Source organism: Pseudomonas sp. RG1, assembly GCF_025910115.1.
Taxonomy (GTDB): Bacteria; Pseudomonadota; Gammaproteobacteria; order Pseudomonadales; family Pseudomonadaceae; genus Aquipseudomonas; species Aquipseudomonas atacamensis.
The window spans coordinates 35,212-59,784 of sequence record NZ_JAPCIK010000006.1; the positions used below are offsets into that span (position 1 = coordinate 35,212).

The window sequence follows — 24,573 nt, forward strand, 5'->3', positions numbered from 1 at the left end:
AGGGGCTTAACACCTTATTCGCCGGCGCTTTGCGCCATCCACTACAGGGCGCCGAAGCGCCAAACTTAAGCAAATTATATGCCTGAAACTGAAGTGTTTGCCTAGAGCGCTGTAACAATTAAAGCGGATAAATGCGCCTTGAATCGATACAGCGCTGTCGCGCTTACAGGCGGAACTCGTGACCCAGATACACTTCCTTGACCAGATCGTTGGCCAGGATGGTCTCGGCATCACCTTCGGCGATCAGTTGACCGTCGTTGACGATGTAAGCGGTTTCGCAGATATCCAGGGTCTCACGCACGTTGTGGTCGGTGATCAGCACACCGATGCCCTTGGCCTTGAGGTGATGGATGATCTGCTTGATGTCGCCGACCGAGATCGGGTCGACACCGGCGAACGGTTCGTCGAGCAGGATGAATTTCGGCGCAGTGGCCAGGGCGCGAGCGATTTCCACCCGGCGGCGCTCACCACCGGACAGGCTCATGCCGAGGTTGTCGCGGATGTGGCTGATGTGGAATTCCTGCAGCAGGCTTTCCAGCTCCTTGCGCCGACCGGCCTTGTCCAGCTCCGGGCGGGTCTCGAGGATCGCCATGATGTTGTCGGCGACCGACAGTTTTCGGAAGATCGACGCTTCTTGCGGCAGATAGCCGATACCGGCCTTGGCGCGGCCGTGCATCGGCTGGTGGCTGACGTCCAGATCATCGATCAGCACACGGCCCTGATCCGCCTGCACCAGGCCGACGATCATGTAGAAGCACGTGGTCTTGCCTGCGCCGTTCGGGCCGAGCAAGCCGACGATCTGCCCGCTGTCGATCGACAGGCTGACGTCACGCACGACCTGGCGGCTTTTATAGGCCTTGGCCAGGTGCTGAGCTTTCAGAGTTGCCATTACTGGGATTTCTCTTCGGTTTTCTTCTTCGGCTGGATCACCATGTCGATGCGCGGGCGCGATTCGGTGACCTTGCTGCCCGTGGCGCGACCGGCGCTGGCCAGTTTCTTCACGGTGTCGTAGACGATTTTTTCGCCCTGGGTGACGTTGTTGTCCTTGTCGATAACCTTGGCCTTGTCGATCAGCACCACCCGATTCTGCTGGGCGTGGTATTGAATCGTCACGCCGTAGCCCTTGACCGGGTTGGCGTCGCCCTGGGTCTGCAACTGCTCGAAATAGGCCAGGTTGCCGACCGAGGTCACCACATCGATGTCGCCATTGGGCGCGCGCGTCATGGTCACGGTGTTGCCTTTAACGATCATCGAGCCTTGGGTAATGATCACGTCACCTTTATAGGTGGCAATGCCATTCTTGTCGTCCAGTTGGGCGTCGTCGGCCTGAATGCGGATCGGCTGCTGCTGATCGTTCGGCAGGGACCAGGCGCTCGCGCTTCCCAGTGCTGCGCCCAGACTGAGCAAAATAGGGAGGGTTTTAACGAGCCTCATACTGTCCTCTTACGTTCGATTGCAGGTGTATCCTGCTGTCCTTCAGGTACGCTTTCATTCCGACGCCAGTCGATACACCGCCAGCGCCCTCGATTCTAACGGGTTGCGCGGTCTGCGCATATTCTTGCTGCGGGAACACGGTCATGCGGGTGCTGGTGATCAGGGTGCCGCGCTGTTTCTCATCGGTGCGCTGTACGCGTACCGAATCGATCAATTCAACTTCGGTGCCGCCCGAATTCACTTCGCCGCGCTCGCTGGTCACGTGCCACGGGAAGTCGGTGCCGCGGTACATGTTCAAATCAGGCTTGGTCACCAGGGTGACATCGGTAGCCTTGACGTGCTCGGCCTTGTCGGAAGTCATCTCGTACTGCACCTTGCCGTCGGGCAGGTACTGAATGGTATGCGTGTTGGTCGCGTACCAGTCGATCGGATTCTCGGCAGCCGAAACCGGCGGCTTGTCGAGGAAGCGCTCAGGGCTGATGTTCCAGTAACCCACCGCAGCGAAAATCGCCGCGATGCAGCCGAACAGCAGGAAATTGCGAAACTTTTTGCTAAACATGGTCAGGCTCACAGGTACGCGGCGTTGGCCGCTTCGAGGCGGCCCTGGGCGCGCAGGATCAATTCGCAGAATTCGCGGGCGGCACCTTCGCCGCCACGGGCGCGGGTAACGCCGTGGGCGTGTTCGCGGACGAAATCGGCAGCGTTGGCCACCGCCATGCCCAGCCCTACACGGCGGATCACCGGCAAGTCTGGCAGATCGTCACCGAGATAGGCGACTTCTTCATAGCTTAGGCCCAGTTGCGCGAGCAGACCGTCGAGTACCACCAGTTTGTCCTCGCGCCCCTGAAACAGATGCGGGATGCCGAGGTTCTTCGCGCGGCGCTCGACCACCGGGGTCTTGCGACCGCTGATGATCGCGGTTTGTACGCCGGCATTCATCAGCATCTTTATGCCCTGGCCGTCGAGGGTGTTGAAGGTCTTGAACTCGCTGCCGTCCTCGAGAAAGTACAGGCGGCCGTCGGTGAGCACACCGTCGACGTCGAATACTGCCAGTTTGATCGCTTTGCCGCGTTGCAGCAGATCGTTGCTCATTACATGACTCCTGCGCGCAGCAGATCGGAGAGGTTGAAGGCGCCGATCGGGCGATCCTCCTCGTCGACGACTACCAGGGCGTTGATTCGATGGTCTTCCATGATTTTCAGGGCTTCGGCGGCGAGCATGTCGGGCCGGGCGGTCTTGCCGTGTGCAGTCATCACCTGGTCGATGGTGGCGCTGCGGATGTCGATGGCGCGATCCAGCGTGCGGCGCAAATCACCGTCGGTGAAGATCCCGGCGAGCTTGCCATCGGCTTCAATAATAGCGGTCATGCCCAGACCCTTGCGGGTCATTTCCATCAGCGCGTCCTTGAGCAGGGTACCGCGTTGTACCTGCGGCAGCTCCTGCCCGGCGTGCATGACGTTTTCCACTTTCAGCAACAGGCGACGGCCAAGGGCGCCACCCGGATGCGAGAAGGCAAAATCTTCAGCGGTGAAACCACGCGCTTCCAGCAAGGCCACGGCCAAGGCATCGCCCATGACCAGCGCTGCAGTAGTAGAAGAGGTCGGCGCCAGATTCAACGGACAGGCTTCGTGCTCGACATGCACATTGAGATTGACCTCCGCAGCCTTCGCCAATGGCGACTGCGGATTACCGGTGACGCTGATCAGCTGGATGCCGAGGCGTTTGATCAATGGCAGCAGCGTCACGATTTCGTTGGTCGAGCCAGAGTTCGACAGGGCCAGAATCACATCGTCGCGGGTGATCATGCCCATGTCGCCATGGCTGGCTTCGGCCGGATGCACGAAAAACGCCGGGGTGCCGGTGCTGGCCAGGGTGGCGGCGATCTTGTTGCCGATATGCCCGGATTTACCCATGCCGACCACGACCACGCGGCCCTTGCTGGCCAGAATCATCTCGCAAGCGCGTACGAAATCGGCGTCGATATGGGCCATCAAGCCTTGGACGGCTTCCACTTCGAGGCGGATGGTGCGTTGTGCCGATTGAATCAGGTCGCGGGTTTTGCTCATGTCAGAATCGTATGGGCCGATGAAAAGGCGGCGATTATAGCGGTTATGTGGCAAAGCCTCACGCAAGTTCGACGTGCTTTGTCATTACTGGTTACCAAAACCCTCTGAAACTCGCTCGGGCCCTCTTCAGTCGGCGATCTTGGCCGGGTTCTCGCTTGGGCGCTCAGCCTTTGCAGTGATATAGTTCGCCGCCAGTTCGGCCTGCCCGGGATGCAGGTGTTTCCGAGGAAAGTCTGGCATCCCAGTGAGAGGCTGCATCGCAAGGAGTTTAGATGAGTGCCGATAACGCCTACGCGGTCGAGCTGAAGGGAGTCTCCTTCAAGCGCGGTGCGCGGAGCATTTTCAATAACGTCGATATCCGCATCCCGCGCGGCAAGGTCACCGGCATCATGGGGCCTTCCGGCTGCGGCAAGACCACGCTGCTGCGCCTGATGGGCGCGCAGTTGCGGCCGTCCGGCGGCGAAGTCTGGGTCAACGGGCAGAACCTGCCGACGCTGTCGCGCAGCGATCTGTTCGATGCGCGCAAGCACATGGGCGTGCTGTTTCAGAGCGGCGCGCTGTTCACTGACCTTGATGTGTTCGAGAACGTGGCCTTTCCGCTGCGGGTGCACACGCAACTGCCGGAAGACATGATCCGCGACATCGTCCTGCTGAAATTGCAGGCAGTGGGTCTGCGTGGCGCCATCGAGCTGATGCCGGACGAACTGTCCGGCGGCATGAAGCGCCGTGTAGCATTGGCCCGGGCGATTGCCCTCGACCCGCAGATTCTCATGTACGACGAGCCCTTCGTGGGCCAGGACCCGATCGCCATGGGCGTGCTGGTGCGCCTGATCCGCCTGCTCAACGATGCTCTGGGCATCACCAGCATCGTGGTTTCACACGATCTGGCGGAAACCGCGAGCATTGCCGACTACATCTATGTAGTGGGCGATGGTCAGGTGCTGGGCCAAGGCACACCGGATGAGCTGATGAATTCCGATGATCCGCGTATCCGCCAGTTCATGACCGGTGATCCCGATGGCCCGGTGCCGTATCACTTTCCAGCGACGGATTACCGCGCAGATCTTCTGGGGAAGCGTTGATGCGCAGAATTTCATTGATGGAACGCGTGCGTCGGTTCGGCGAATCGGCGATCGACGCGGTCGCGGTGTTTGGTCGAGCGACCCTGTTCCTGTTTCACGCCCTGCTGGGCCGTGGCGGTATCAGCGGTGGTTTCGGCCTGCTGGTCAAGCAGCTGCATTCGGTCGGCGTCATGTCGCTGGTGATCATCGTGGTCTCCGGCATTTTCATCGGCATGGTCCTGGCGTTGCAGGGCTTCAGCATTCTTTCCAGCTATGGTTCAGAGCAGGCGGTGGGGCAGATGGTCGCCCTGACGCTGCTGCGTGAACTGGGGCCGGTGGTCACCGCCTTGCTGTTTGCCGGGCGCGCCGGTTCGGCGTTGACCGCCGAGATCGGCAACATGAAATCCACCGAGCAGTTGTCCAGCCTGGAAATGATCGGTGTCGATCCGCTCAAGTACATCATTGCCCCGCGCCTGTGGGCCGGCTTCATTTCCCTGCCGGTGCTGGCGATGATCTTCAGCGTCGTCGGCATCTGGGGCGGTTCGTGGGTGGCAGTCGACTGGCTGGGCGTTTATGAAGGCTCGTACTGGGCGAACATGCAGAACAGCGTGAACTTCACCAGTGACGTGCTCAATGGCGTGATCAAAAGTGTCGTTTTCGCCTTCGTCGTGACCTGGATCGCCGTATTCCAAGGCTATGACTGTGAGCCCACTTCCGAGGGGATCAGTCGTGCCACCACCAAGACCGTGGTGTTTGCCTCGCTGGCAGTGCTCGGCCTGGACTTTATTCTGACCGCTTTGATGTTTGGAGATTTCTGATGCAAAACCGCACCCTGGAAATCGGTGTCGGCCTGTTCCTGCTGGCAGGGATCCTGGCTTTGCTGCTGCTCGCCTTGCGCGTCAGCGGCCTGTCTCCGACTTCGTCCACCGACACTTACAAGTTGTATGCGTATTTCGACAATATCGCCGGTCTGACGGTCAGAGCCAAAGTGACCATGGCCGGTGTGACCATCGGCAAGGTCACCGCTATCGATCTGGATCGCGACAGCTTCACTGGTCGGGTCACGCTGCAAGTGGATAAAAAGGTCGACAACCTGCCGGTCGATTCCACAGCGTCTATCCTCACCGCGGGTCTGCTGGGCGAGAAATACATCGGTATCAGCGTCGGCGGCGAAGACACCCAGTTGAAAGACGGTGGAACCATCCACGACACGCAGTCGTCACTGGTACTGGAAGACCTGATCGGTAAATTCCTGCTCAATACCGTTAGCAAAGACGCCAAATGAGGAGCTTTTGAATGATCTCTATCTTGCGACGTGGCCTGTTGGTGTTGCTCGCGGCCCTGCCGTTGATGGCTAACGCTGCACCGGGGCAATCGGCTCATGACCTGATTCAGGACACCACGAACCGGATGCTTGCCGATTTGCAGGCGAACAAAGAGAAGTACAAGCAGGATCCGCAGGATTTCTATGCGGCGCTGAACAACATTGTCGGTCCGGTGGTGGATGCCGAGGGCATCTCCAAAAGCATCATGACCGTGAAGTATTCGCGCAAGGCCACGCCTGAGCAGATGCAGCGCTTTCAGGAAAACTTCAAGCGCGGTCTGTTCCAGTTCTACGGCAACGCTCTGCTGGAATACAACAACCAGGGCATCACCGTTGACCCGGCCAAAGACGAATCGGGCGAGCGCACCAGCGTCAACATGACCGTCAAGGGCAGCAACGGCGCGATCTATCCGGTGCAGTACACGCTTGAGAAGATCAGCGGCGAGTGGAAACTGCGCAACGTGATCATCAATGGCATCAACATCGGCAAGCTGTTCCGTGACCAGTTCGCCGACGCCATGCAGCGCAATGGCAACGATCTGGACAAGACCATCGATGGCTGGGCCGGTGAAGTGGCCAAGGCCAAGCAGGAAACCGACAAAGCCGCCGCGAAGCCAGCGCAATGAGTGAGGCGGCAGTTCGTATGAGTGATGTCGACGAGCTGGTGCTCAGTGGCGTGCTGGATTACCGCACCGGGCCCGACCTGCGCAAGGAAGGGCAGGCGCTGATCAAGTCGAGCAAGGCGTCCGCGCTGGTCATCGATTGTTCGGCGGTGCAGAAGTCCAGCAGCGTCGGCCTGTCGTTGCTGCTTTGCTTCATGCGTGATGCGCAGGCGGCCGGCAAGGCCGTCAGCATTCGTGCGATGCCTGACGACATGCGTGAAATCGCTCAGGTCAGTGAATTGACCGAGTTGTTGGCGCAACCCTGAACCATCATCTATAAAGAAGCCCCCCGTCAGAGTCCTGCGTTGCGGGGTTCGCAGGCGCGGGGCTTTTTTGTATGATGTCCGACCCGTGCGCACAGGGCGCCGATTGAGGTTGAGCATGCAGGCCGTAGAAGTGAAGAGCTTCCTTGAAGGAAAGCTGCCAGGAACGCTGGTAGAAGTTGAAGGCGAAGGCTGCAACTTCCAGCTGAACGTGATCAGCGATGAACTGGCGGCGTTGAGCCCGGTGAAGCGTCAGCAGCAGGTCTATGCCCATTTGAACCCATGGATCACCGATGGCAGCATCCATGCGGTCACTATGAAATTTTTCAGCCGCGCGGCCTGGGCCGAGCGCACCTGAGCCCTAGGGCGTCGAGATACTAATGGATAAATTGATTATTACCGGTGGCGCTCGTCTTGATGGCGAGATCCGCATTTCCGGCGCGAAGAACTCCGCCCTGCCGATTCTGGCCGCGACCTTGCTGTGCGATGGCCCGGTCACCGTTGGCAACCTGCCGCACCTGCACGACATCACCACCATGATCGAGCTGTTCGGGCGCATGGGCATTGAGCCGGTGATCGACGAGAAGCTCAGCGTCGAAATCGACCCGCGCACCATTAAGACCCTGATCGCCCCGTACGAACTGGTGAAAACCATGCGTGCGTCGATCCTGGTACTGGGCCCGATGGTCGCGCGTTTCGGTGAAGCCGAAGTCGCACTGCCTGGTGGTTGCGCCATCGGTTCGCGTCCGGTCGACCTGCACATCCGCGGTCTGGAAGCCATGGGCGCGGTCATCGACGTCGAAGGCGGCTACATCAAGGCCAAGGCGCCTGAAGGCGGCCTGCGCGGCGCGCACTTCTTCTTCGACACCGTCAGTGTGACCGGTACCGAAAACATCATGATGGCCGCTGCACTGGCCAAGGGCCGCAGCGTGTTGCAGAACGCCGCGCGCGAGCCTGAAGTAGTCGACCTGGCGAACTTCCTCAATGCCATGGGCGCCAAGGTTTCCGGCGCCGGCACCGACACCATCACCATCGATGGCGTCGAGCGCCTGGGTTCGGCTTTCTACAAAGTCATGCCTGACCGTATCGAAACCGGCACCTACCTGGTCGCTGCTGCCGTGACCGGTGGCCGCGTCAAGGTCAAGGACACCGATCCGACCATCCTCGAAGCGGTACTGGAAAAGCTGCGTGAGGCCGGTGCGGAAATCACCTGCGGTGAAGACTGGATCGAGCTGAACATGCATGGCAAGCGCCCGAAAGCGGTCAACGTGCGCACTGCGCCGTACCCGGCGTTCCCGACCGACATGCAGGCCCAGTTCATCTCGCTTAACGCCATTGCCGAAGGCACTGGTGCGGTGATCGAGACGATCTTCGAAAACCGTTTCATGCACGTGTACGAACTGCACCGCATGGGCGCGCACATCCAGGTTGAAGGCAACACCGCGATCGTCACCGGTATCGAGAAACTCAAGGGCGCGCCAGTCATGGCCACCGACCTGCGTGCATCGGCCAGTCTGGTGATTTCGGCGCTGGTTGCCGAAGGCGACACGCTGATCGACCGCATCTACCACATCGACCGTGGTTACGAGTGCATCGAAGAAAAACTGCAAATGCTGGGTGCCAAGATCCGTCGCGTTCCGGGCTGATCGCTGCATCGGGACACACGGACGTGTCCACTGAATTCGTTTCGAGTCGAGGGTGTGCGCACCCTCGATGTGTGTCCGGCGCCGATTGCGACCGGGCATGAGTACCTTGATAAGGACTGACGTTTCCCATGTTGACCATCGCACTGTCCAAGGGCCGCATCCTTGACGACACCCTGCCGCTTCTCGCTGAAGCGGGCATCGTGCCGACCGAGAATCCGGACAAGAGCCGCAAGCTGATCATTCCCACGACCCAGGACGACGTGCGTCTGCTGATCGTGCGTGCCACCGACGTGCCGACCTATGTCGAGCATGGCGCGGCCGACCTCGGCGTCGCCGGTAAGGACGTGCTGATGGAATACAGCGGCCAGGGCCTGTACGAGCCGCTGGACCTGCAGATCGCCCAGTGCAAGCTGATGACCGCCGGCAAGATCGGCGCGGCCGAGCCCAAGGGCCGTCTGCGCGTGGCGACCAAGTTCGTCAACGTTGCCAAGCGTTATTACGCCGAGCAGGGCCGTCAGGTCGACATCATCAAGCTGTACGGCTCGATGGAGCTGGCGCCGCTGATCGGGCTGGCCGACAAGATCATCGACGTGGTCGACACCGGCAACACCCTGCGCGCCAACGGCCTGGAGCCACAGGAACTGATCGCCACGATCAGCTCGCGTCTGGTGGTCAACAAGGCTTCAATGAAAATGCAGCACGCCCGAATCCAGGCGTTGATCGACACCCTGCGCAACGCAGTGGAATCGCGACACCGCGGCTGATCTACCTGCGCGGCCCGAGGTCGCGCCGTCTATCCGCCTCATAGCCAGAATTCTCAGGTGCCCAAGCGGATCGAATGCTAGTTTCGGGCGCCTGAGTTATTTGCCATTCCTATGAGGCTCTCGCTATGACCGCAACCACTGCAATTCGCCGACTCAACGCTGCTGACCCGGATTTCGCGCATCATCTGGATCATCTGCTGAGCTGGGAAAGTGTGTCTGACGACTCGGTCAATCAGCGCGTGCTCGACATCATCAAGGCTGTGCGCGAGCGCGGTGACGCGGCGCTGGTCGAATTCACCCAGAAGTTCGACGGTCTTGAAGTCGCCTCGATGGCCGACCTGATCCTGCCGCGCGAGCGCCTTGAACTGGCCCTGACCCGCATCACTGTGCCGCAACGCGAGGCCTTGGAAAAAGCCGCCGCCCGCGTGCGCAGCTATCACGAAAAACAGAAGCAGGATTCCTGGAGCTACACCGAGGCTGACGGCACGGTGCTCGGCCAGAAAGTCACGCCGCTGGATCGTGCCGGCCTGTACGTGCCGGGCGGCAAGGCCTCGTATCCGTCGTCGGTATTGATGAACGCGATTCCGGCCAAGGTGGCCGGCGTGACCGAAGTGGTCATGGTCGTGCCGACCCCGCGCGGTGAAATCAACGAGCTGGTGCTGGCCGCTGCCTGCATCGCCGGTGTCGACCGCGTGTTCACCATCGGCGGCGCGCAAGCAGTTGCCGCCCTGGCTTACGGCACCGAAAGCGTGCCGCGTGTCGACAAGGTTGTCGGCCCGGGCAACATCTATGTGGCCACGGCCAAGCGTCATGTGTTCGGTCAGGTCGGCATCGACATGATCGCCGGCCCTTCGGAAATTCTTGTGGTCTGCGACGGCCAGACCGATCCGGACTGGATTGCCATGGACCTGTTCTCTCAGGCCGAGCACGACGAAGACGCGCAAGCGATTCTGGTCAGCCCGGACGCCGAGTTCCTCGACAAGGTGGCCGCGAGCATCGATAAATTGCTGCCGACCATGGACCGCGCGACCATCATCGAAACTTCGATCAATGGCCGTGGTGCGCTGATTCAGGTGAGTGACATGGCTCAAGCCATCGAAGTCGCCAACCGCATCGCCCCGGAACACCTGGAATTGTCGGTCGCTGATCCACAAGCCTGGCTGCCGAAGATTCGTCACGCCGGTGCGATCTTCATGGGCCGCCACACTTCCGAAGCGTTGGGCGATTACTGCGCCGGTCCGAACCACGTGTTGCCGACTTCCGGCACCGCGCGTTTCTCCTCGCCACTGGGCGTCTACGACTTCCAGAAGCGCTCGTCGATCATTTTCTGCTCCGAGGCCGGCGCTTCCGAGCTGGGCAAAACAGCATCGGTACTGGCCCGTGGTGAATCGCTGAGCGCCCACGCACGCAGCGCCGAGTACCGCATCAAAGACCAAGACTTTCTGAAAGGGCAGGGGAACTGAGCGATGAGTAAATTCTGGAGCCCGTTCGTCAAGGATCTGGTGCCCTACGTGCCGGGCGAACAGCCGAAGCTGACCAAACTGGTCAAGCTCAATACCAACGAAAATCCGTATGGCCCGTCGCCAAAAGCGCTCGCAGCGATGCAAGCCGAGCTCAACGACAACCTGCGCCTGTACCCGGACCCGAACAGTGATCTGCTGAAAAACGCCGTGGCCGAATATTACGGCGTGCAAACCAGTCAGGTGTTCCTCGGCAACGGTTCGGACGAAGTGCTTGCGCACATCTTCCACGGCTTGCTGCAACACGATCAGCCGCTGCTGTTCCCGGACATCAGCTACAGCTTCTATCCGGTCTACTGCGGTCTGTACGGCATTGAATTCGACGCGGTGCCGCTGGATGCGCAGTTCCAGATCAACCCGGACGACTACGCCAAACCGAATGGCGGGATCATTTTCCCCAACCCGAACGCACCGACCGGGTGCCTGCTGGCGCTGGACGCGGTCGAGCAAATCCTTAAGGCCAGTCCTGATTCGGTCGTAGTCGTGGATGAGGCGTACATCGACTTTGGCGGCGAGACGGCGATCAGTCTGGTGGACCGCTATCCGAATCTGCTGGTGACGCAGACGCTGTCCAAGTCACGCTCGCTGGCCGGCCTGCGTGTCGGTCTGGCGGTAGGGCATCCGGACCTGATCGAAGCGCTGGAGCGGATCAAGAACAGCTTCAACTCTTATCCACTGGATCGTCTGGCGATTGTCGGCGCGGCCGCGGCTTTTGCCGATCGCGAGTATTTCGACAAGACCTGTCGTCAGGTGATCGAGAGCCGCGAATGGGTGGTGGCGCAGTTGCAGGAAAAAGGCTTTGAAGTGCTGCCGTCGGCGGCCAACTTCATCTTCGCCCGCCACCCGCAGCATGATGCGGCGGGCCTGGCGGCCAAGCTGCGCGAGCAGGGCGTGATCGTTCGGCACTTCAAGCAGGAGCGGATTGCGCAGTTCCTGCGGATATCGGTGGGTACGCCGGAGCAGAATCAGGCGTTGATCGACGGCCTTGGCGACCTCTAAAAGCAAAAGTCCCTCACCCTAGCCCTCTCCCAGAGGGAGAGGGGACTGAATGGGGAATATTGCAGAATTTCACCGACCTGAATTTGGTTTACCGAATCCATAATCGACTCGGTCTTTCAGGTCGATGTATCCCGCAAGACAACTCGGTCGGCTCCCTCTCCCTCTGGGAGAGGGCTGGGGTGAGGGTGTGCTTTTATTCGTGATGCGGCTCGCCAAGGAATGTCAGCGAACTGAACAACCCACGACTGTCCACATCCGCGCTGTCCCTCACCGGCACTTCGACCTGCGCCGCAATCACATTCAACCCTTCATTACGCACCAGCACCTGCGCACGCCCATCCTTGTCGGTCTCGGTGCTCAGGGTGTTTGGCGCGCTGCGATAGTCGCCATACAACTTCACCCCCGCCGCCGGTTTGCCATCGAGCAGCACCCGCACCGGTAACGATTTACCCGGCCCGACCGTCAGCGGATCGACCTCCGGCAGGATCAGCAGTTTGATCTGCTCCAGTTTCGGCAACTTCGCCCCCGGCTGATAGATCGCCAGACTGTACTTGAACGTCTGCGTGGCCTCGGTGGCGCCGGGCACTTTGCTGCGTCCTTCGTTGATCCACTTCTTGTCCGCCGTCTGCGACCACATGCCGTTGTTCAGCGCCACGGCCAGCACCGCCGGCGGCTTCAACGGTTTCAGCCGGGCATGATCGGCCAGGCGCTCGACGCTGACCGGGATCATTTTGCCGCTTGCGTCATAAGCCCAGGCACCGCTGATTTTCTGCGCCTTGAAGGCGTTGTCTTCGGCGCCATGGCCGTAGATCACTTCGATGTTGCCGCGTCGTTCCTCTGTCCACAGGCCGTGGGCCGACACCTGACCGGTGAATAGCGCAGCGAGGAGCAGAAGGGATTTGCCGTAGTGCATGGTGACGTCCTTTTACAGGTTGAGTGTCAGGCTGACGGTGAAATTGCGTGGCTCGCCGGGATTGACCCAGTAGTTGCTGTAGGAGCGCTCGTAGTATTTCTCGTCGAAGATGTTGTTCAGGTTCAGGCCGACCGTGACGTTGTCGCTGGCCTTGTAATGCGCGAGCAAGTCGACGGTCTGGTAGGCCGGCAATTCGAAGTCGCTGCCGGATTCGCCCGAGCGATCGCCGACGTAAGTGAACGCTGCGCCGACGTCTGAACCGCGCAGTCGGCCATCCTGAAATTCATAAACACCCAGCAGACTGCCGCTGCGTTTGGCCACGCCGAGGATGCGGCTGCCGGTGGGAATGGTCGCGTCGCCCTTGGTCACCTCGGCGTCGATGTAGGCGAAGGCGCCGATGACCCGCACCGCGTCGGTCAGCTGGCCGCTCACTTGCCAATCGAAACCCTGACTGCGCGCCTTGCCCATGGCGCGGCTGGTGTCGGTGCCCGGATCGAGGGCGAGAACGTTTTCCTTGTCGATGTGGAAGAAGGCGAGGGTGCTGCTCACGCGCTCATCGAACAGTTCGTTCTTGATCCCCACTTCGTAACCGACGCCTTCTTCCGGGTCGAAGGATTTGCCGGAGGCATCCAGGCCGTTGTTCGGTTTGAACGAAGTCGAGGCGTTGGCGAACAGGCCGGTGTTCGGCGTGAGCTGATAGAGCAAGCCGGCGCGTTGAGTCAGTGCGTCGTGGCGCTGCTGGCTTTTGGCGTTGCGGCTGTGATCGTCGATGCGCTGATCGAAATGCTCGAAGCGCGCGCCGACCATGCCGCGCAGCTTGTCGGTGAAGATGATCTGGTCCTGCAGATTCAGCGCATGACTTTTGACGTGTTCGAAGAAGTCGGTGCCCGAGCGTGCGCCGTTGGGTTTCGGCTGGCCGTAGACCGGCTTATAGATGTCGATAGCGTAGGGGCCGCCAGCAATGGTGGTGACGCGTTCGTCCTTGCGGTAATTCTCGTATTCGGTGCCGATCAGCAATTCATGCTGCCACGGCCCGAGGTCGAACAGACCGCGCAGTTCCAGTTGGGTGATGCTGTCGTGCCAACTCGTATCGCGTTCGCGCAAGCGGCGGTTGACCGTGTGGCCGTCGGCGTTCAGCGGTCGTGCTTCGGAAGCGTCGCCCCAGAGCTTGCCTTCCTTGTAGTGACTGGCCAGACGCAGTTTCCAGCTGTCGTTCAGATGGTGTTCAAGAGTGGCCTGGAGCAGGTTGTTGTGGTTGTCGATGTTGCCGTCGTTGGGCTCGCCGAGGAAGGTCGAGCGCGATACGCCGCTCCACTTGTTGTTCGGCGCCACCACACCACGATCGAACGTCGAGTTGTGACGGACGATTTCGCTTTCCACCAGCAGCGAGGTGTCCGGGTTCAACTGCCAACTGATCGAAGGCGCGACGAAGACCCGCTGGCTGTCGACGTGGTCGCGAAAGCTTTTGTTGTCTTCCACGGCGAGGTTGATGCGCGAGAGCACATTGCCCTGATCATCAAGGGGCGTGTTGACGTCCAGCGCGGTGCGGTAGCGGTCCCAACTCCCGGCGCTGGTCTGCAGAGTGGTGAACGCTTCAGGCTGCGGTTTCTTGGTGACGATGTTCACCGTGCCGCCGGGATCACCCCGGCCGTACAGGCTGGCGGCAGGGCCTTTGAGCACTTCGATGCGTTCTATATTGGCCGCATCTGGCGTGCTCGGGTAACCGCGATTGGCACTGAAGCCGTCCTTGTAGAACTCCGAGGTGGTGAAGCCGCGCACGCTGTATTCGTACAGGGTCAGGCCGCCGAAGTTGTTCTGCTTCGACACGCCGCCGGCAAAATCCAGCGCGCGTTCAACGCTGGTGCTGCCCAGATCCGAGAGCACACTGGCCGGAACGACGCTGATGGCTTGTGGGATATCGCGAATCGCCGTGTCGGTTTTGGTCGCACTGGCCGAGCGAGTCGCGCGATAACCGCTGACCGGGCCGGTGGGTGATTCGTAGTCGGAAGTGACGCTGATGGCTTCCAGCTCAACGGGCTGCGGCTCATCGGCGAAGGCGGGATCGCAGAGCAAACCCAGAGTCAGGCCCAACAGCGAGGCCTTTTTGCGAGACGACATGTTATGTTGTTCCAATTGCTAGAATTGAAACAATATAACATGCCTGTTGAGAATTTCTGTTATTCGCGCCACTGGCGCGAAAACATTTTTACTCTTCTTTTTCTTTCACCGGTGCCGGCGGTGGACGCAGGCCGATTTCAGCCGTCAGCTTCAGCTCCTTGCCGTTGCGCATAACCTGAATCGTCACCTTGTCGGTCGGTTTGATCCGCGCCACTTGGTTCATCGAGCGGCGACCATCGCCGGCCGGCTCGCCATCGATGCTCAGAATCACATCGCCCAGTTGCAGGCCGGCTTTCTGCGCCGGGCCGTCACGGAAGATTCCGGCTACGACAATCCCCGGGCGCCCGGACAAGCCAAACGACTCCGCCAGTTCCTGGGTCAGCGGTTGCACTTCAATGCCCAGCCAGCCACGAATCACCTGGCCGTGCTCGATGATCGACTTCATCACTTCCATCGCCAGTTTCACCGGGATGGCAAAACCGATGCCTTGCGAGCCGCCGGACTTGGAAAAGATCGCCGTGTTGATACCGGTGAGGTTGCCGTTGGCGTCGACCAGCGCACCGCCGGAGTTGCCCGGGTTGATCGCCGCATCGGTCTGGATGAAGTCTTCGTAGTTGTTCAGGCCCAATTGATTACGGCCGGTGGCGCTGATGATACCCATGGTCACGGTCTGGCCGACGCCGAACGGGTTGCCGATGGCCAGCGCGACGTCGCCGATGCGAATGCTGTCGGAGCGGCCGACGGTGATTGCCGGGAGGTTTTTCAGATCGATTTTCAGGACGGCGAGGTCGGTTTCCGGATCGCTGCCGATCACCCGTGCCAGCGTCTCGCGACCATCCTTGAGCGCCACGACGATCTGGTCGGCGCCGCTGGTGACGTGGTTGTTGGTGAGGATGTAGCCTTCCGGGCTCATGATCACCCCGGAACCGAGGCTCGATTCCATGCGCTTCTGTTTCGGCGAGTTGTCACCGAAGAAACGGCGGAACTGCGGATCCTCGAACAAGGGATGCGCCGGTTTGTTGATGACCTTGGTGGTGTACAGGTTGACCACCGACGGCGCGGCGATGCCCACTGCATCCGCATAGGACACCGGCCCCTGCTGCACGATCGTGGTCTGAGGGGCCTGTTGCAGATTGACGTCGAGGCTCGGCAGCCCGACCCACTCGGGGTAACGCTGAATAATCAACAGAGCGATAAGCACACCGGCCAACAGCGGCCAGCCAAAAAAACGCAGCGCCTTGAGCATTAAGCACGTTCCTGGAAAGGTTGCAGGCGAGGTCAGACCGCCCATAATGTCGCGCATTATACGAGGCCGCGCGTGCCTCTGAACGGGATATTTAGGAGTCTTTCATGGCCGTTGCCCTCAGCACCCTCGTCGAAGAAGCCGACCGTTACCTGGGCAGTGCGAAAATTGCCGATTATTGCCCCAACGGATTACAGGTCGAAGGCCGCCCGCAGGTGATGCGCATCGTCAGTGGCGTCACCGCCAGCCAGGCTTTATTGGACGCCGCCGTCGAAGCCGAGGCCGACCTGATCCTGGTCCACCACGGTTATTTCTGGAAAGGCGAAAACCCTTGCGTCACCGGCATGAAACAGCGCCGCTTGAAAACCCTGCTCAAGCACGACATCAGTCTGCTCGCCTATCACCTGCCGCTGGATCTGCACCCGGACGTCGGCAACAACGTGCAACTGGCGCGTCAGCTCGACATCACTGTCGAAGGGCCGCTCGACCCGAGCAATCCGAAAGTCGTCGGGCTGGTCGGTTCACTGAATGAGCCAATGACTGCGCGGGATTTCGCGCGCAAGGTGCAGGAAGTCATGGGCCGCGAGCCGCTGCTGATCGAAGGCAGCGGCATGATCCGCCGTGTCGGCTGGTGCACCGGCGGTGGCCAGGGTTATATCGATCAGGGCGTGGCGGCGGGTGTCGACCTGTTCATCAGTGGCGAGGCCTCCGAGCAGACTTTCCACAGCGCCCGGGAGAACGACATCAGCTTCATCGCCGCTGGCCACCACGCCACCGAACGCTACGGCGTGCAGGCGCTGGGTGAGTATCTGGCGAAGCGCTTTGCCCTTGAGCACATCTTCATCGATTGCCCGAATCCGATCTGAGCTCACCGCAAACTCCTGTGGGAGCGAGCCTGCTTGCGAAGGCCTCAGACCTTCAATACAAAGGTGCCTGACAATCCGCTTTCGCGAGCAGGCTCGCTCCCACATTCGGCCCTGACGGGCCGAACTGGCAGGCATATTCATATACCCTTTCGATCTAGTTGGCGTCCTGATTAGAAGAGGTCGCTGTGCTAGGATTCCTCGCTCGAACACGGCCCGCTGGCCGTTCATAAGAAAGCTTTCGTGAGTAGCCATGGTTGACAAACTGACGCATCTGAAACAGCTGGAGGCGGAAAGCATCCACATCATCCGCGAGGTGGCCGCCGAGTTCGATAACCCGGTGATGCTGTACTCCATCGGTAAAGACTCCGCCGTGATGCTGCACCTGGCACGCAAGGCGTTCTTCCCGGGCAAACTGCCGTTTCCGGTGATGCACGTCGACACCCGCTGGAAATTCCAGGAAATGTACAAGTTCCGCGACAAGATGGTCGAAGACTTGGGCCTGGACCTGATCACCCACATCAACCCCGATGGCGTGGCGCAGAACATCAACCCGTTCACCCACGGCAGCGCCAAGCACACCGACATCATGAAAACCGAAGGCCTGAAACAGGCACTCGACAAGCATGGTTTCGATGCAGCGTTCGGCGGCGCCCGTCGCGATGAAGAGAAATCCCGCGCCAAAGAGCGCGTGTACTCGTTCCGCGACAGCAAGCACCGCTGGGACCCGAAAAACCAGCGTCCAGAGCTCTGGAATGTCTACAACGGCAAGGTCAACAAGGGCGAATCCATTCGTGTATTCCCGTTGTCGAACTGGACCGAGCTGGACATCTGGCAGTACATCTATCTCGAAGGCATTCCGATCGTGCCGCTGTACTTTGCCGCCGAACGCGAAGTGATCGAGAAAAACGGCACGCTGATCATGATCGACGACGAGCGCATCCTTGAGCACCTGTCCGATGAAGACAAAGCGCGCATCGTGAAAAAGAAAGTGCGGTTCCGCACCCTTGGCTGCTACCCGTTGACGGGCGCGGTGGAGTCCGAGGCCGAAAGCCTGACGGACATCATTCAGGAAATGCTCCTGACGCGAACTTCCGAGCGCCAGGGCCGGGTCATCGACCACGATGGCGCAGGCTCGATGGAAGACAAAAAACGTCAAGGCTATTTCTAAGGGGCTGTCATGTCGCACGCATCTGATTTGATCAGCGAGGACATCCTCGCCTACCTGGGCCAGCACGAACGTAAAGAGCTGCTGCGCTTTTTGACCTGCGGTAACGTCGATGACGGCAAGAGCACCCTGATCGGGCGCCTGCTGCACGACTCGAAAATGATCTATGAAGATCACCTCGAAGCGATCACCCGCGATTCGAAGAAAGTCGGCACCACCGGTGACGACATCGACCTGGCATTGCTGGTCGACGGTCTGCAGGCCGAGCGTGAGCAGGGCATCACCATTGATGTCGCTTACCGCTATTTCTCCACCGCCAAGCGCAAATTCATCATCGCCGACACCCCCGGCCATGAGCAGTACACCCGCAACATGGCCACCGGTGCGTCCACCTGTGACCTGGCGATCATTCTGGTCGACGCCCGTTACGGCGTGCAGACCCAGACCCGTCGCCACAGCTTCATCGCTTCCCTGCTGGGTATCAAACACATCGTCGTCGCCATCAACAAGATGGACTTGAAGGACTTCGACGAAGGCGTGTTCGAATCGATCAAGGCTGACTACCTGAAGTTCGCCGAAGGCTTGAAGATGAAGCCGACCAGCATGCACTTCGTGCCGATGTCTGCCCTCAAGGGCGACAACGTGGTGAACAAGTCCGAGCGCTCGCCGTGGTACACCGGCCAGTCGCTGATGGAAATCCTCGAGACTGTGGAAGTGGCGGGCGATCGCAACTTCACCGATCTGCGTTTCCCGGTGCAGTACGTCAACCGTCCGAACCTGAACTTCCGTGGTTTCGCCGGCACCCTGGCCAGCGGCATCGTGCACAAGGGCGACGAAGTCGTGGTGCTGCCGTCGGGCAAGAGCAGCCGGGTGAAGTCCATCGTCACTTTCGAAGGTGAGCTGGAACACGCAGGTCCCGGTCAGGCGGTAACGCTGACCATGGAAGACGAAATCGACATCTCCCGTGGCGACCTGTTGGTGCATGCCGACAACGTGCCGCCGGTCACCGACAGCTTCGAAGCGATGCTGGTGTGGATGGCTGAAGAGCCGATGCTGCCGGGCAAGAAATACGACATCAAACGCGCCACCAGTTACGTGCCGGGCTCGATCGCCAGCATCGTCAACAAGGTCGACGTCAACACGTTGGAAGAAGGCCCGGCGAGCGCGTTGCAGCTCAACGAAATCGGCAAGGTGAAGATCGCGCTCGACGCGCCGATCGCCCTCGACGGTTACGAAAGCAACCGCACCACCGGCGCGTTCATCGTCATCGACCGCCTGACCAACGGCACCGTCGGCGCCGGCATGATCGTCGCTCAGCCTGTAGCGCATGGCACTGCAACCCACCACGGCAAATTGGCCCATGTGGCGACTGAAGAACGTGCCCAGCGCTTCGGCCAGCAACCAGCCACCGTGCTGTTCAGCGGCCTGTCCGGTGCGGGCAAAAGCACCTTGGCGTATGCGGTCGAACGCAAGCTGTTCGACATGGGTCGCGCGGTGTTTGTACTGGATGGCCAGAACCTGCGTCATGACTTGAACAAAGGTCTGCCACAGGATCGCGCCGGGCGTACCGAGAACTGGCGTCGTGCTGCGCACGTGGCGCGTCAGTTCAACGAAGCGGGGCTGCTGACATTGGCCGCGTTCGTTGCGCCGAGTGCCGAAGGTCGCGAGCAGGCCAAGGAACTGATCGGCAAGGATCGCTTGCTGACGGTCTATGTGCAGGCCTCGCCAACCGTGTGCGCCGAACGTGATCCGCAAGGTCTGTACGCCGCTGGCGGCGACAACATCCCGGGCGAATCCTTCCCGTACGATGTGCCGCTCAATGCCGACCTGGTGATCGACACGCAGTCGCTGAGCCTGGAAGAAAGCGTCAAGCAAGTGCTGGAGCTGTTGCGTCAGCGTGGCGCGATCTAAGGTAGAAGCAGCGACAGGCTTCTAGCTGCAAGCGGCAAGAAAAAGCCCGCCGGTGAGTGATCATCGGCGGGCTTTTTTTGGCCGGGTGATCGTTCCCACGCTCCGCGTGGGAACGATCAACTGTGGGAGCGAGCAGGCTCGCTCCCACAGGGGTCAGTGTTTGGGTGGATATTCGCGGTGCATCTGCTCCAGCAACGCATCCTTGTCCAGCCACAGCTGATTGATCCAGCCCTGAAACTGCAAACGGTACTCGCCGTCCTGGTCGTAGTTCTTGCCGATGAAGGCCGGCGGGATTTTGATTTCTTCAAAATGCACCACCACATCGCGCACATTGCCGCAGAGCAAATCCCAGAACCCCGGACGCCCGGCCGGGTAATGAATCGTCACGTTGACGATCGACTCCAGCTGTTCACCCATCGCATCGAGCACAAAGGCGATCCCGCCGGCCTTGGGCTTGAGCAGGTATTTGAACGGTGACTGCTGCTGCGCATGCTTGCCTTCGGTGAAGCGTGTGCCTTCGACGAAGTTGAAAATCCCCACCGGGTTATGGCGGAATTTCGCGCAGGTCTTGCGCGTGGTTTCCAGGTCCTTGCCTTTTTTCTCCGGGTGTTTTTCCAGATACGCCTTGGAGTAGCGCTTCATGAACGGAAAGCCCAGCGCCCACCAGGCCAGCCCGATTACCGGCACCCAGATCAGCTCCTGCTTGAGGAAGAACTTCAGCGGCTGAATCTTGCGGTTGAGCACGTATTGCAGCACCAGAATATCCACCCAGCTCTGGTGGTTGCTGGTGATCAGGTACGAGTGCTGATAGTCGAGGCCTTGCAGGCCGCTGACGTGCCAGCGGGTGCGCCGTACCAGATTCATCCAGCCTTTGTTATTGCTGATCCACGCCTCGTGGGTGTGGCTCATCAGCCAACCGGCGATGCGCTGGGTAAAGGCAAACGGCAAAGCCTTGACCAACGCCACGCAGAACAGGAACGAGCAGAGCAGAATCGTGTTGAGCGCCAACAGCAGCGAGGCGATCACGCCGCGCACGGGTGCGGGTAGAAAATCCAGCATTTACACATCCATAGGTCGGTTGGCGGCTTGAATCGCGGTGAGCGCGATGGTGTAGACGATGTCATCGACTTGCGCGCCGCGCGGCAGGTCGTTCACCGGTTTGCGCAGGCCTTGCAGCATCGGCCCGAGGCTGACGCAATCGGCGCTGCGCTGCACGGCTTTGTGCGTGGTGTTGCCGGTGTTCAGATCGGGGAACACAAACACCGTGGCGCGCCCGGCGACCTGACTGTTCGGCGCCAGTTGCCGCGCCACGTCGGCGTTGGCGGCGGCGTCGTACTGCAACGGGCCGTCGATCAACAGCGAGTTTTGTTGCTCATGGGCGAGCAGGGTCGCCTCGCGGACTTTCTCGACTTCTTCACCGCGCGCCGATTCGCCGCTGGAATAGCTGATCATCGCCACCCGTGGAGTAATGCCGAATGCGGCCGCCGAGTCGGCGCTTTGCAGGGCGATCTCGGCCAGTTCCGCGGCGCTCGGGTGCGGGTTCATCACGCAGTCGCCGTAGACCAGCACTTCTTCCGGGAACAGCATGAAGAATACCGACGACACCAGCGTGCAGCCCGGTGCGGTCTTGATCAGTTGCAGGGCCGGGCGGATGGTGTTGGCGGTGGTGTTGATCACACCCGAAACCAAGCCGTCGACCTCGTCCAGCGCCAGCATCATGGTGCCGATCACCACGGTGTCTTCCAATTGTTGCTCGGCCATCGGTGCGTTGAGGCTTTTGCTCTTGCGCAGGGCGACCATCGGCTCGACGTAACGCTCGCGGATGTGGTCCGGGTCAAGGATTTCCAGACCCGGCGGCAGCACGATGCCTTGGGCGCGGGCGACCGCTTCGACGTCTTCGGGTTTGGCCAGCAATACGCAGCGGGCGATCCCGCGTTCCTGACAGATCGCCGCTGCTTGCACGGTGAACGGCTCGCTGCCTTCGGGCAACACGATGCGCTTGTTCGCCGCTTGCGCGCGCTGGATCAATTGGTAGCGGAACACCGCTGGCGACAGGCGCATCTCCCGAGGCGTGCCGCAGCGCTGGTGCAGCCAGTTGGCGTCGAGGTGGCTGGCGACGAAATCGGTGATGATCTCCGCGCGCTCGCGGTCATCGATCGGGATTTCCTTGTTCAGGCCATTGAGCAGATTGGCGGTGTCGTACGAGCCGGTGCTCACCGACAACACCGGCAAACCGGCCTGCAACGCGCCCCGGCACAGGTCCATGATGCGCGGGTCGGGCAGGGTGTCGCTGGTCAGCAGCAGGCCGGCCAGCGGCACACCGTTGATCGCCGCGAGGCTGACGGCGAGGATGATGTCGTCGCGATCGCCCGGGGTCACCACCAGCACGCCGGGCTTGAGCAGCTCGACGGTGTTGCGCATGGTTCGTGCGCAAATGATGATTTTGCTCATGCGCCGGGTTTCGTAGTCTCCCGCGTTGAGCACTTGCGCACCCATCAGGTCGGCGACGTCGCGGGTGCGCGGCGCATTGAGTTCCGGCTGAAACGGGATGCAGCCAAGCAAGCGGAAATCACCGCTGCGCAGCAACGGCGAATGTTCCTTCAGACGCGTGGCGAAGGCGTCCATGCTCTCGTCGGTCTTGACCTTGTTGAGGATCACGCCGAGGACTTTCGGATCTTTCGGGCCACCGAACAATTGAGCCTGAAGCTCGACACGGCCAGAAAGCTCGGCGAGCACTTCGTTTTCCGGCGCCGAGACCAGAATCACCTCGGCATCCAGACTCTTGGCCAAGTGCAGATTGACCCGCGCGGCGTAACTGGCGCTGCGGGTCGGCACCATGCCTTCTACCACCAGCACGTCTTTGCCGACCGCCGCTTGCTGATACAGGGCGATGATTTCTTCGAGCAATTCGTCGAGCTGACCGTCGCCGAGCATGCGTTCGACGTGCGCCAGCCCCAACGGTTGTGGCGGTTTCAGGCCATGGGTGCGCGCCACCAGTTCGGTGGAACGCTCAGGGCCAGTGTCGCCCGGATGTGGCTGGGCGATCGGTTTGAAGAAGCCGACTTTGAGGCCGGCGCGTTCAAGCGTGCGCACCAGCCCGAGGCTGATGGAGGTCAGACCCACGCCAAAATCGGTGGGGGCGATAAAAAAAGTTTGCATGGGAATTCTCTATGCAAGGGTGTCAGCCTATGTCTGGCCGACTACCGAAATTCAGTCGCCAAGGTTAGCGCTAACCGAGCCTTGTGCACACCAACCGCAGGCAAAGGGTTGACCTGTTTTTTCAATACGTTGCGCCGGATCCAGGACCCAGGCACGGGTTTGCCACGGCGGCTGGTGGCGCAGGTGCTGGGTGTGGCCACAGGAAAGCTCGACCACCCAATGGCCATCTTCGTCCTGATGGAAGCCGGTGATGGTCGAAACCCGTTTGTCCGGGTTGTGGTCGCTTTCACGCGATTGCTTCGCTAAACTTGGCCTTTCTATATTCTTATGCAAAAGGTCTCGCCCCATGCTGATCGCCGCCAATAAGGCTGTCTCCATCGACTATACCCTGACCAACGACGCTGGTGAGGTCATCGACAGCTCCGCCGGCGGCGCTCCGCTGGTTTACCTGCAAGGCGCAGGCAACATCATCCCGGGCCTGGAAAAAGCCCTTGAAGGCAAAGCTGTCGGCGACGAGCTGAAAGTAGCCGTTGAGCCGGAAGACGCTTACGGTGAATACGCCGCTGAACTGGTCAGCACCCTGAGCCGCAGCATGTTCGAAGGCGTTGACGAGCTGGAAGTCGGCATGCAGTTCCACGCTTCGGCGCCGGACGGCCAGATGCAGATCGTCACCATCCGTGATCTGGACGGCGACGACGTCACCGTTGATGGCAACCACCCTCTGGCCGGTCAGCGCCTGAACTTCGAAGTGAAGATCGTTGATATCCGTGACGCCAGCCAGGAAGAAATCGCTCATGGTCACGTCCATGGCGAAGGTGGCCATCACCACTGATTTTCTGCGCTAAGCTTCGAGTACTGGAGAGGCGCCTGTGGGCGCCTTTTTAGTCCGCGGCTGTCCTTGGTGGCCTCGCCAAGTGGCTGTTTCGAGTAGAACACGAGAATCCTGGAGTTCGGCATGAGTGCTTTTCACGACCTTAAGTTGACAGCTCTGGATGGTCAGGAGCTACCGCTGGCGCCGTTCAAGGGCCAAGTCGTGCTGGTGGTCAACGTGGCCTCCAAATGCGGCTTGACCCCTCAGTACGCGGCACTGGAAAACCTCTACCAGCAATACAAAGATAAAGGCTTTGCTGTGCTGGGCCTGCCGTGCAACCAGTTTGCCGGTCAGGAGCCAGGCTCGGAGAAAGAGATCCAGGAGTTCTGCAGCCTCAACTATGGCGTGACCTTTCCGTTGTCGAGCAAGCTCGAAGTCAACGGCCACGAGCGGCATCAGTTGTATCGCCTGCTGGCGGGCGAGGGCGCCGAATTTCCCGGTGACATCACCTGGAACTTCGAAAAGTTTCTGCTCGGCAAGGACGGCCGGGTGCTGGCGCGGTTCTCGCCGCGCACCGCGCCGGATGATCCGACAGTGATTGCCGCGATCGAAAAAGCCTTAGGCTGAATCAGAAAATCGCAGCATTGA

26 protein-coding genes are annotated in these 24,573 nt (G+C 60.4%); 15 read left to right on the forward strand and 11 right to left on the reverse strand.

Annotated elements, in window-relative coordinates; genetic code table 11:
* Positions 1-163: 163 nt before the first annotated feature.
* Genes lptB through OK411_RS05260 form a run of 5 tightly spaced genes read right to left on the reverse strand, consistent with a single transcriptional unit; the run spans position 164 to position 3,500 of the window.
* Positions 164-889, reverse strand: a complete 726-nt coding sequence (gene lptB / locus OK411_RS05240; RefSeq protein ID WP_024011621.1) for an LPS export ABC transporter ATP-binding protein — start codon at positions 887-889, stop codon at positions 164-166.
* Entirely contained in the window at positions 889-1,434 is a 546-nt protein-coding gene (gene lptA / locus OK411_RS05245; protein WP_016771679.1) for a lipopolysaccharide transport periplasmic protein LptA, read from the reverse strand. Before lptA ends, lptB begins: the two co-directional genes overlap by 1 nt.
* Positions 1,421-1,993 carry an LPS export ABC transporter periplasmic protein LptC gene (lptC, locus tag OK411_RS05250; RefSeq protein ID WP_024011622.1) on the reverse strand — a complete coding sequence of 191 codons (573 nt, stop codon included), beginning with the start codon at positions 1,991-1,993 and terminating at the stop codon, positions 1,421-1,423. The genes lptA and lptC overlap by 14 nt, the downstream gene beginning before the upstream one ends.
* Before the next feature lie 8 nt (positions 1,994-2,001).
* Positions 2,002-2,526 (reverse strand): KdsC family phosphatase, encoded by a 525-nt coding sequence (locus OK411_RS05255; protein ID WP_016771677.1) that lies wholly within the window; start codon positions 2,524-2,526, stop codon positions 2,002-2,004.
* Entirely contained in the window at positions 2,526-3,500 is a 975-nt protein-coding gene (locus OK411_RS05260) for a KpsF/GutQ family sugar-phosphate isomerase (RefSeq protein ID WP_024011623.1), read from the reverse strand. The genes OK411_RS05255 and OK411_RS05260 overlap by 1 nt, the downstream gene beginning before the upstream one ends.
* A gap of 272 nt (positions 3,501-3,772) precedes the next feature.
* Here OK411_RS05260 and OK411_RS05265 point away from each other — a divergent pair, with 272 nt between their 5' ends.
* From OK411_RS05265 to hisC, 10 genes are all read left to right on the forward strand, one after another.
* Entirely contained in the window at positions 3,773-4,582 is an 810-nt protein-coding gene (locus OK411_RS05265) for an ATP-binding cassette domain-containing protein (protein WP_076565862.1), read from the forward strand.
* Positions 4,582-5,379, forward strand: a complete 798-nt coding sequence (mlaE, locus tag OK411_RS05270; protein ID WP_016771674.1) for a lipid asymmetry maintenance ABC transporter permease subunit MlaE — start codon at positions 4,582-4,584, stop codon at positions 5,377-5,379. The genes OK411_RS05265 and mlaE overlap by 1 nt, the downstream gene beginning before the upstream one ends.
* Positions 5,379-5,846, forward strand: a complete 468-nt coding sequence (gene mlaD, locus OK411_RS05275; RefSeq protein ID WP_016771673.1) for an outer membrane lipid asymmetry maintenance protein MlaD — start codon at positions 5,379-5,381, stop codon at positions 5,844-5,846. Before mlaE ends, mlaD begins: the two co-directional genes overlap by 1 nt.
* 11 nt (positions 5,847-5,857) lie before the next feature.
* Complete coding sequence (locus OK411_RS05280; RefSeq protein ID WP_110603726.1) at positions 5,858-6,511, forward strand: phospholipid-binding protein MlaC; 654 nt, start codon at positions 5,858-5,860, stop codon at positions 6,509-6,511.
* Complete coding sequence (locus OK411_RS05285) at positions 6,508-6,813, forward strand: lipid asymmetry maintenance protein MlaB (protein ID WP_016771671.1); 306 nt, start codon at positions 6,508-6,510, stop codon at positions 6,811-6,813. The genes OK411_RS05280 and OK411_RS05285 overlap by 4 nt, the downstream gene beginning before the upstream one ends.
* A gap of 115 nt (positions 6,814-6,928) precedes the next feature.
* Complete coding sequence (locus tag OK411_RS05290; RefSeq protein WP_016771670.1) at positions 6,929-7,168, forward strand: BolA family protein; 240 nt, start codon at positions 6,929-6,931, stop codon at positions 7,166-7,168.
* Positions 7,169-7,190: 22 nt separating this feature from the next.
* Positions 7,191-8,456, forward strand: coding sequence for a UDP-N-acetylglucosamine 1-carboxyvinyltransferase (murA, locus tag OK411_RS05295; protein ID WP_016771669.1), 1,266 nt, complete (start codon positions 7,191-7,193; stop codon positions 8,454-8,456).
* Positions 8,457-8,584: 128 nt separating this feature from the next.
* The gene (gene hisG, locus OK411_RS05300) at positions 8,585-9,220 is read left to right on the forward strand and encodes an ATP phosphoribosyltransferase (protein ID WP_016771668.1); all 636 of its coding nucleotides are present in this window, start codon (positions 8,585-8,587) and stop codon (positions 9,218-9,220) included.
* A 125-nt stretch (positions 9,221-9,345) separates the two neighbouring features.
* Positions 9,346-10,683, forward strand: coding sequence for a histidinol dehydrogenase (gene hisD / locus OK411_RS05305; protein ID WP_264364536.1), 1,338 nt, complete (start codon positions 9,346-9,348; stop codon positions 10,681-10,683).
* A gap of 3 nt (positions 10,684-10,686) precedes the next feature.
* A complete protein-coding gene (hisC, locus tag OK411_RS05310) occupies positions 10,687-11,739 on the forward strand; it encodes a histidinol-phosphate transaminase (RefSeq protein WP_264364537.1) in 1,053 nt (350 codons plus the stop codon).
* Between the two features lie 193 nt (positions 11,740-11,932).
* Here the strand turns inward: hisC and OK411_RS05315 are convergent, their stop codons facing one another.
* From OK411_RS05315 to algW, 3 genes are all read right to left on the reverse strand, one after another.
* Positions 11,933-12,652 carry a DUF4198 domain-containing protein gene (locus OK411_RS05315; RefSeq protein WP_264364538.1) on the reverse strand — a complete coding sequence of 240 codons (720 nt, stop codon included), beginning with the start codon at positions 12,650-12,652 and terminating at the stop codon, positions 11,933-11,935.
* 12 nt (positions 12,653-12,664) lie between these two features.
* Positions 12,665-14,770 (reverse strand): TonB-dependent siderophore receptor, encoded by a 2,106-nt coding sequence (locus OK411_RS05320; RefSeq protein ID WP_264364539.1) that lies wholly within the window; start codon positions 14,768-14,770, stop codon positions 12,665-12,667.
* An 88-nt stretch (positions 14,771-14,858) separates the two neighbouring features.
* Complete coding sequence (gene algW / locus OK411_RS05325; protein ID WP_016770590.1) at positions 14,859-16,016, reverse strand: Do family serine endopeptidase AlgW; 1,158 nt, start codon at positions 16,014-16,016, stop codon at positions 14,859-14,861.
* Positions 16,017-16,120: 104 nt separating this feature from the next.
* Here algW and OK411_RS05330 point away from each other — a divergent pair, with 104 nt between their 5' ends.
* From OK411_RS05330 to cysN, 3 genes are all read left to right on the forward strand, one after another.
* A complete protein-coding gene (locus OK411_RS05330; protein ID WP_024011629.1) occupies positions 16,121-16,879 on the forward strand; it encodes a Nif3-like dinuclear metal center hexameric protein in 759 nt (252 codons plus the stop codon).
* A 250-nt stretch (positions 16,880-17,129) separates the two neighbouring features.
* Positions 17,130-18,047 (forward strand): sulfate adenylyltransferase subunit CysD, encoded by a 918-nt coding sequence (gene cysD, locus OK411_RS05335; RefSeq protein ID WP_016771664.1) that lies wholly within the window; start codon positions 17,130-17,132, stop codon positions 18,045-18,047.
* Between the two features lie 9 nt (positions 18,048-18,056).
* Positions 18,057-19,955, forward strand: a complete 1,899-nt coding sequence (gene cysN, locus OK411_RS05340; RefSeq protein WP_024011630.1) for a sulfate adenylyltransferase subunit CysN — start codon at positions 18,057-18,059, stop codon at positions 19,953-19,955.
* A 153-nt stretch (positions 19,956-20,108) separates the two neighbouring features.
* Here the strand turns inward: cysN and OK411_RS05345 are convergent, their stop codons facing one another.
* The 3 genes from OK411_RS05345 to OK411_RS05355 are packed head-to-tail and all read right to left on the reverse strand — an operon-like array spanning position 20,109 to position 23,492.
* A complete protein-coding gene (locus OK411_RS05345) occupies positions 20,109-21,014 on the reverse strand; it encodes an acyltransferase (RefSeq protein ID WP_056782964.1) in 906 nt (301 codons plus the stop codon).
* The gene (gene pta / locus OK411_RS05350; RefSeq protein ID WP_024011632.1) at positions 21,015-23,114 is read right to left on the reverse strand and encodes a phosphate acetyltransferase; all 2,100 of its coding nucleotides are present in this window, start codon (positions 23,112-23,114) and stop codon (positions 21,015-21,017) included.
* Between the two features lie 51 nt (positions 23,115-23,165).
* Positions 23,166-23,492 carry a DUF3565 domain-containing protein gene (locus OK411_RS05355; RefSeq protein WP_073473919.1) on the reverse strand — a complete coding sequence of 109 codons (327 nt, stop codon included), beginning with the start codon at positions 23,490-23,492 and terminating at the stop codon, positions 23,166-23,168.
* Here OK411_RS05355 and OK411_RS05360 point away from each other — a divergent pair.
* Together OK411_RS05360 and OK411_RS05365 are read left to right on the forward strand one after the other, a co-directional pair.
* Entirely contained in the window at positions 23,461-23,946 is a 486-nt protein-coding gene (locus OK411_RS05360) for an FKBP-type peptidyl-prolyl cis-trans isomerase (protein ID WP_016771661.1), read from the forward strand. The two genes, OK411_RS05355 and OK411_RS05360, sit on opposite strands and share 32 nt — an antisense overlap.
* Before the next feature lie 123 nt (positions 23,947-24,069).
* Entirely contained in the window at positions 24,070-24,552 is a 483-nt protein-coding gene (locus OK411_RS05365; RefSeq protein ID WP_136491961.1) for a glutathione peroxidase, read from the forward strand.
* Positions 24,553-24,573 lie beyond the last annotated feature (21 nt).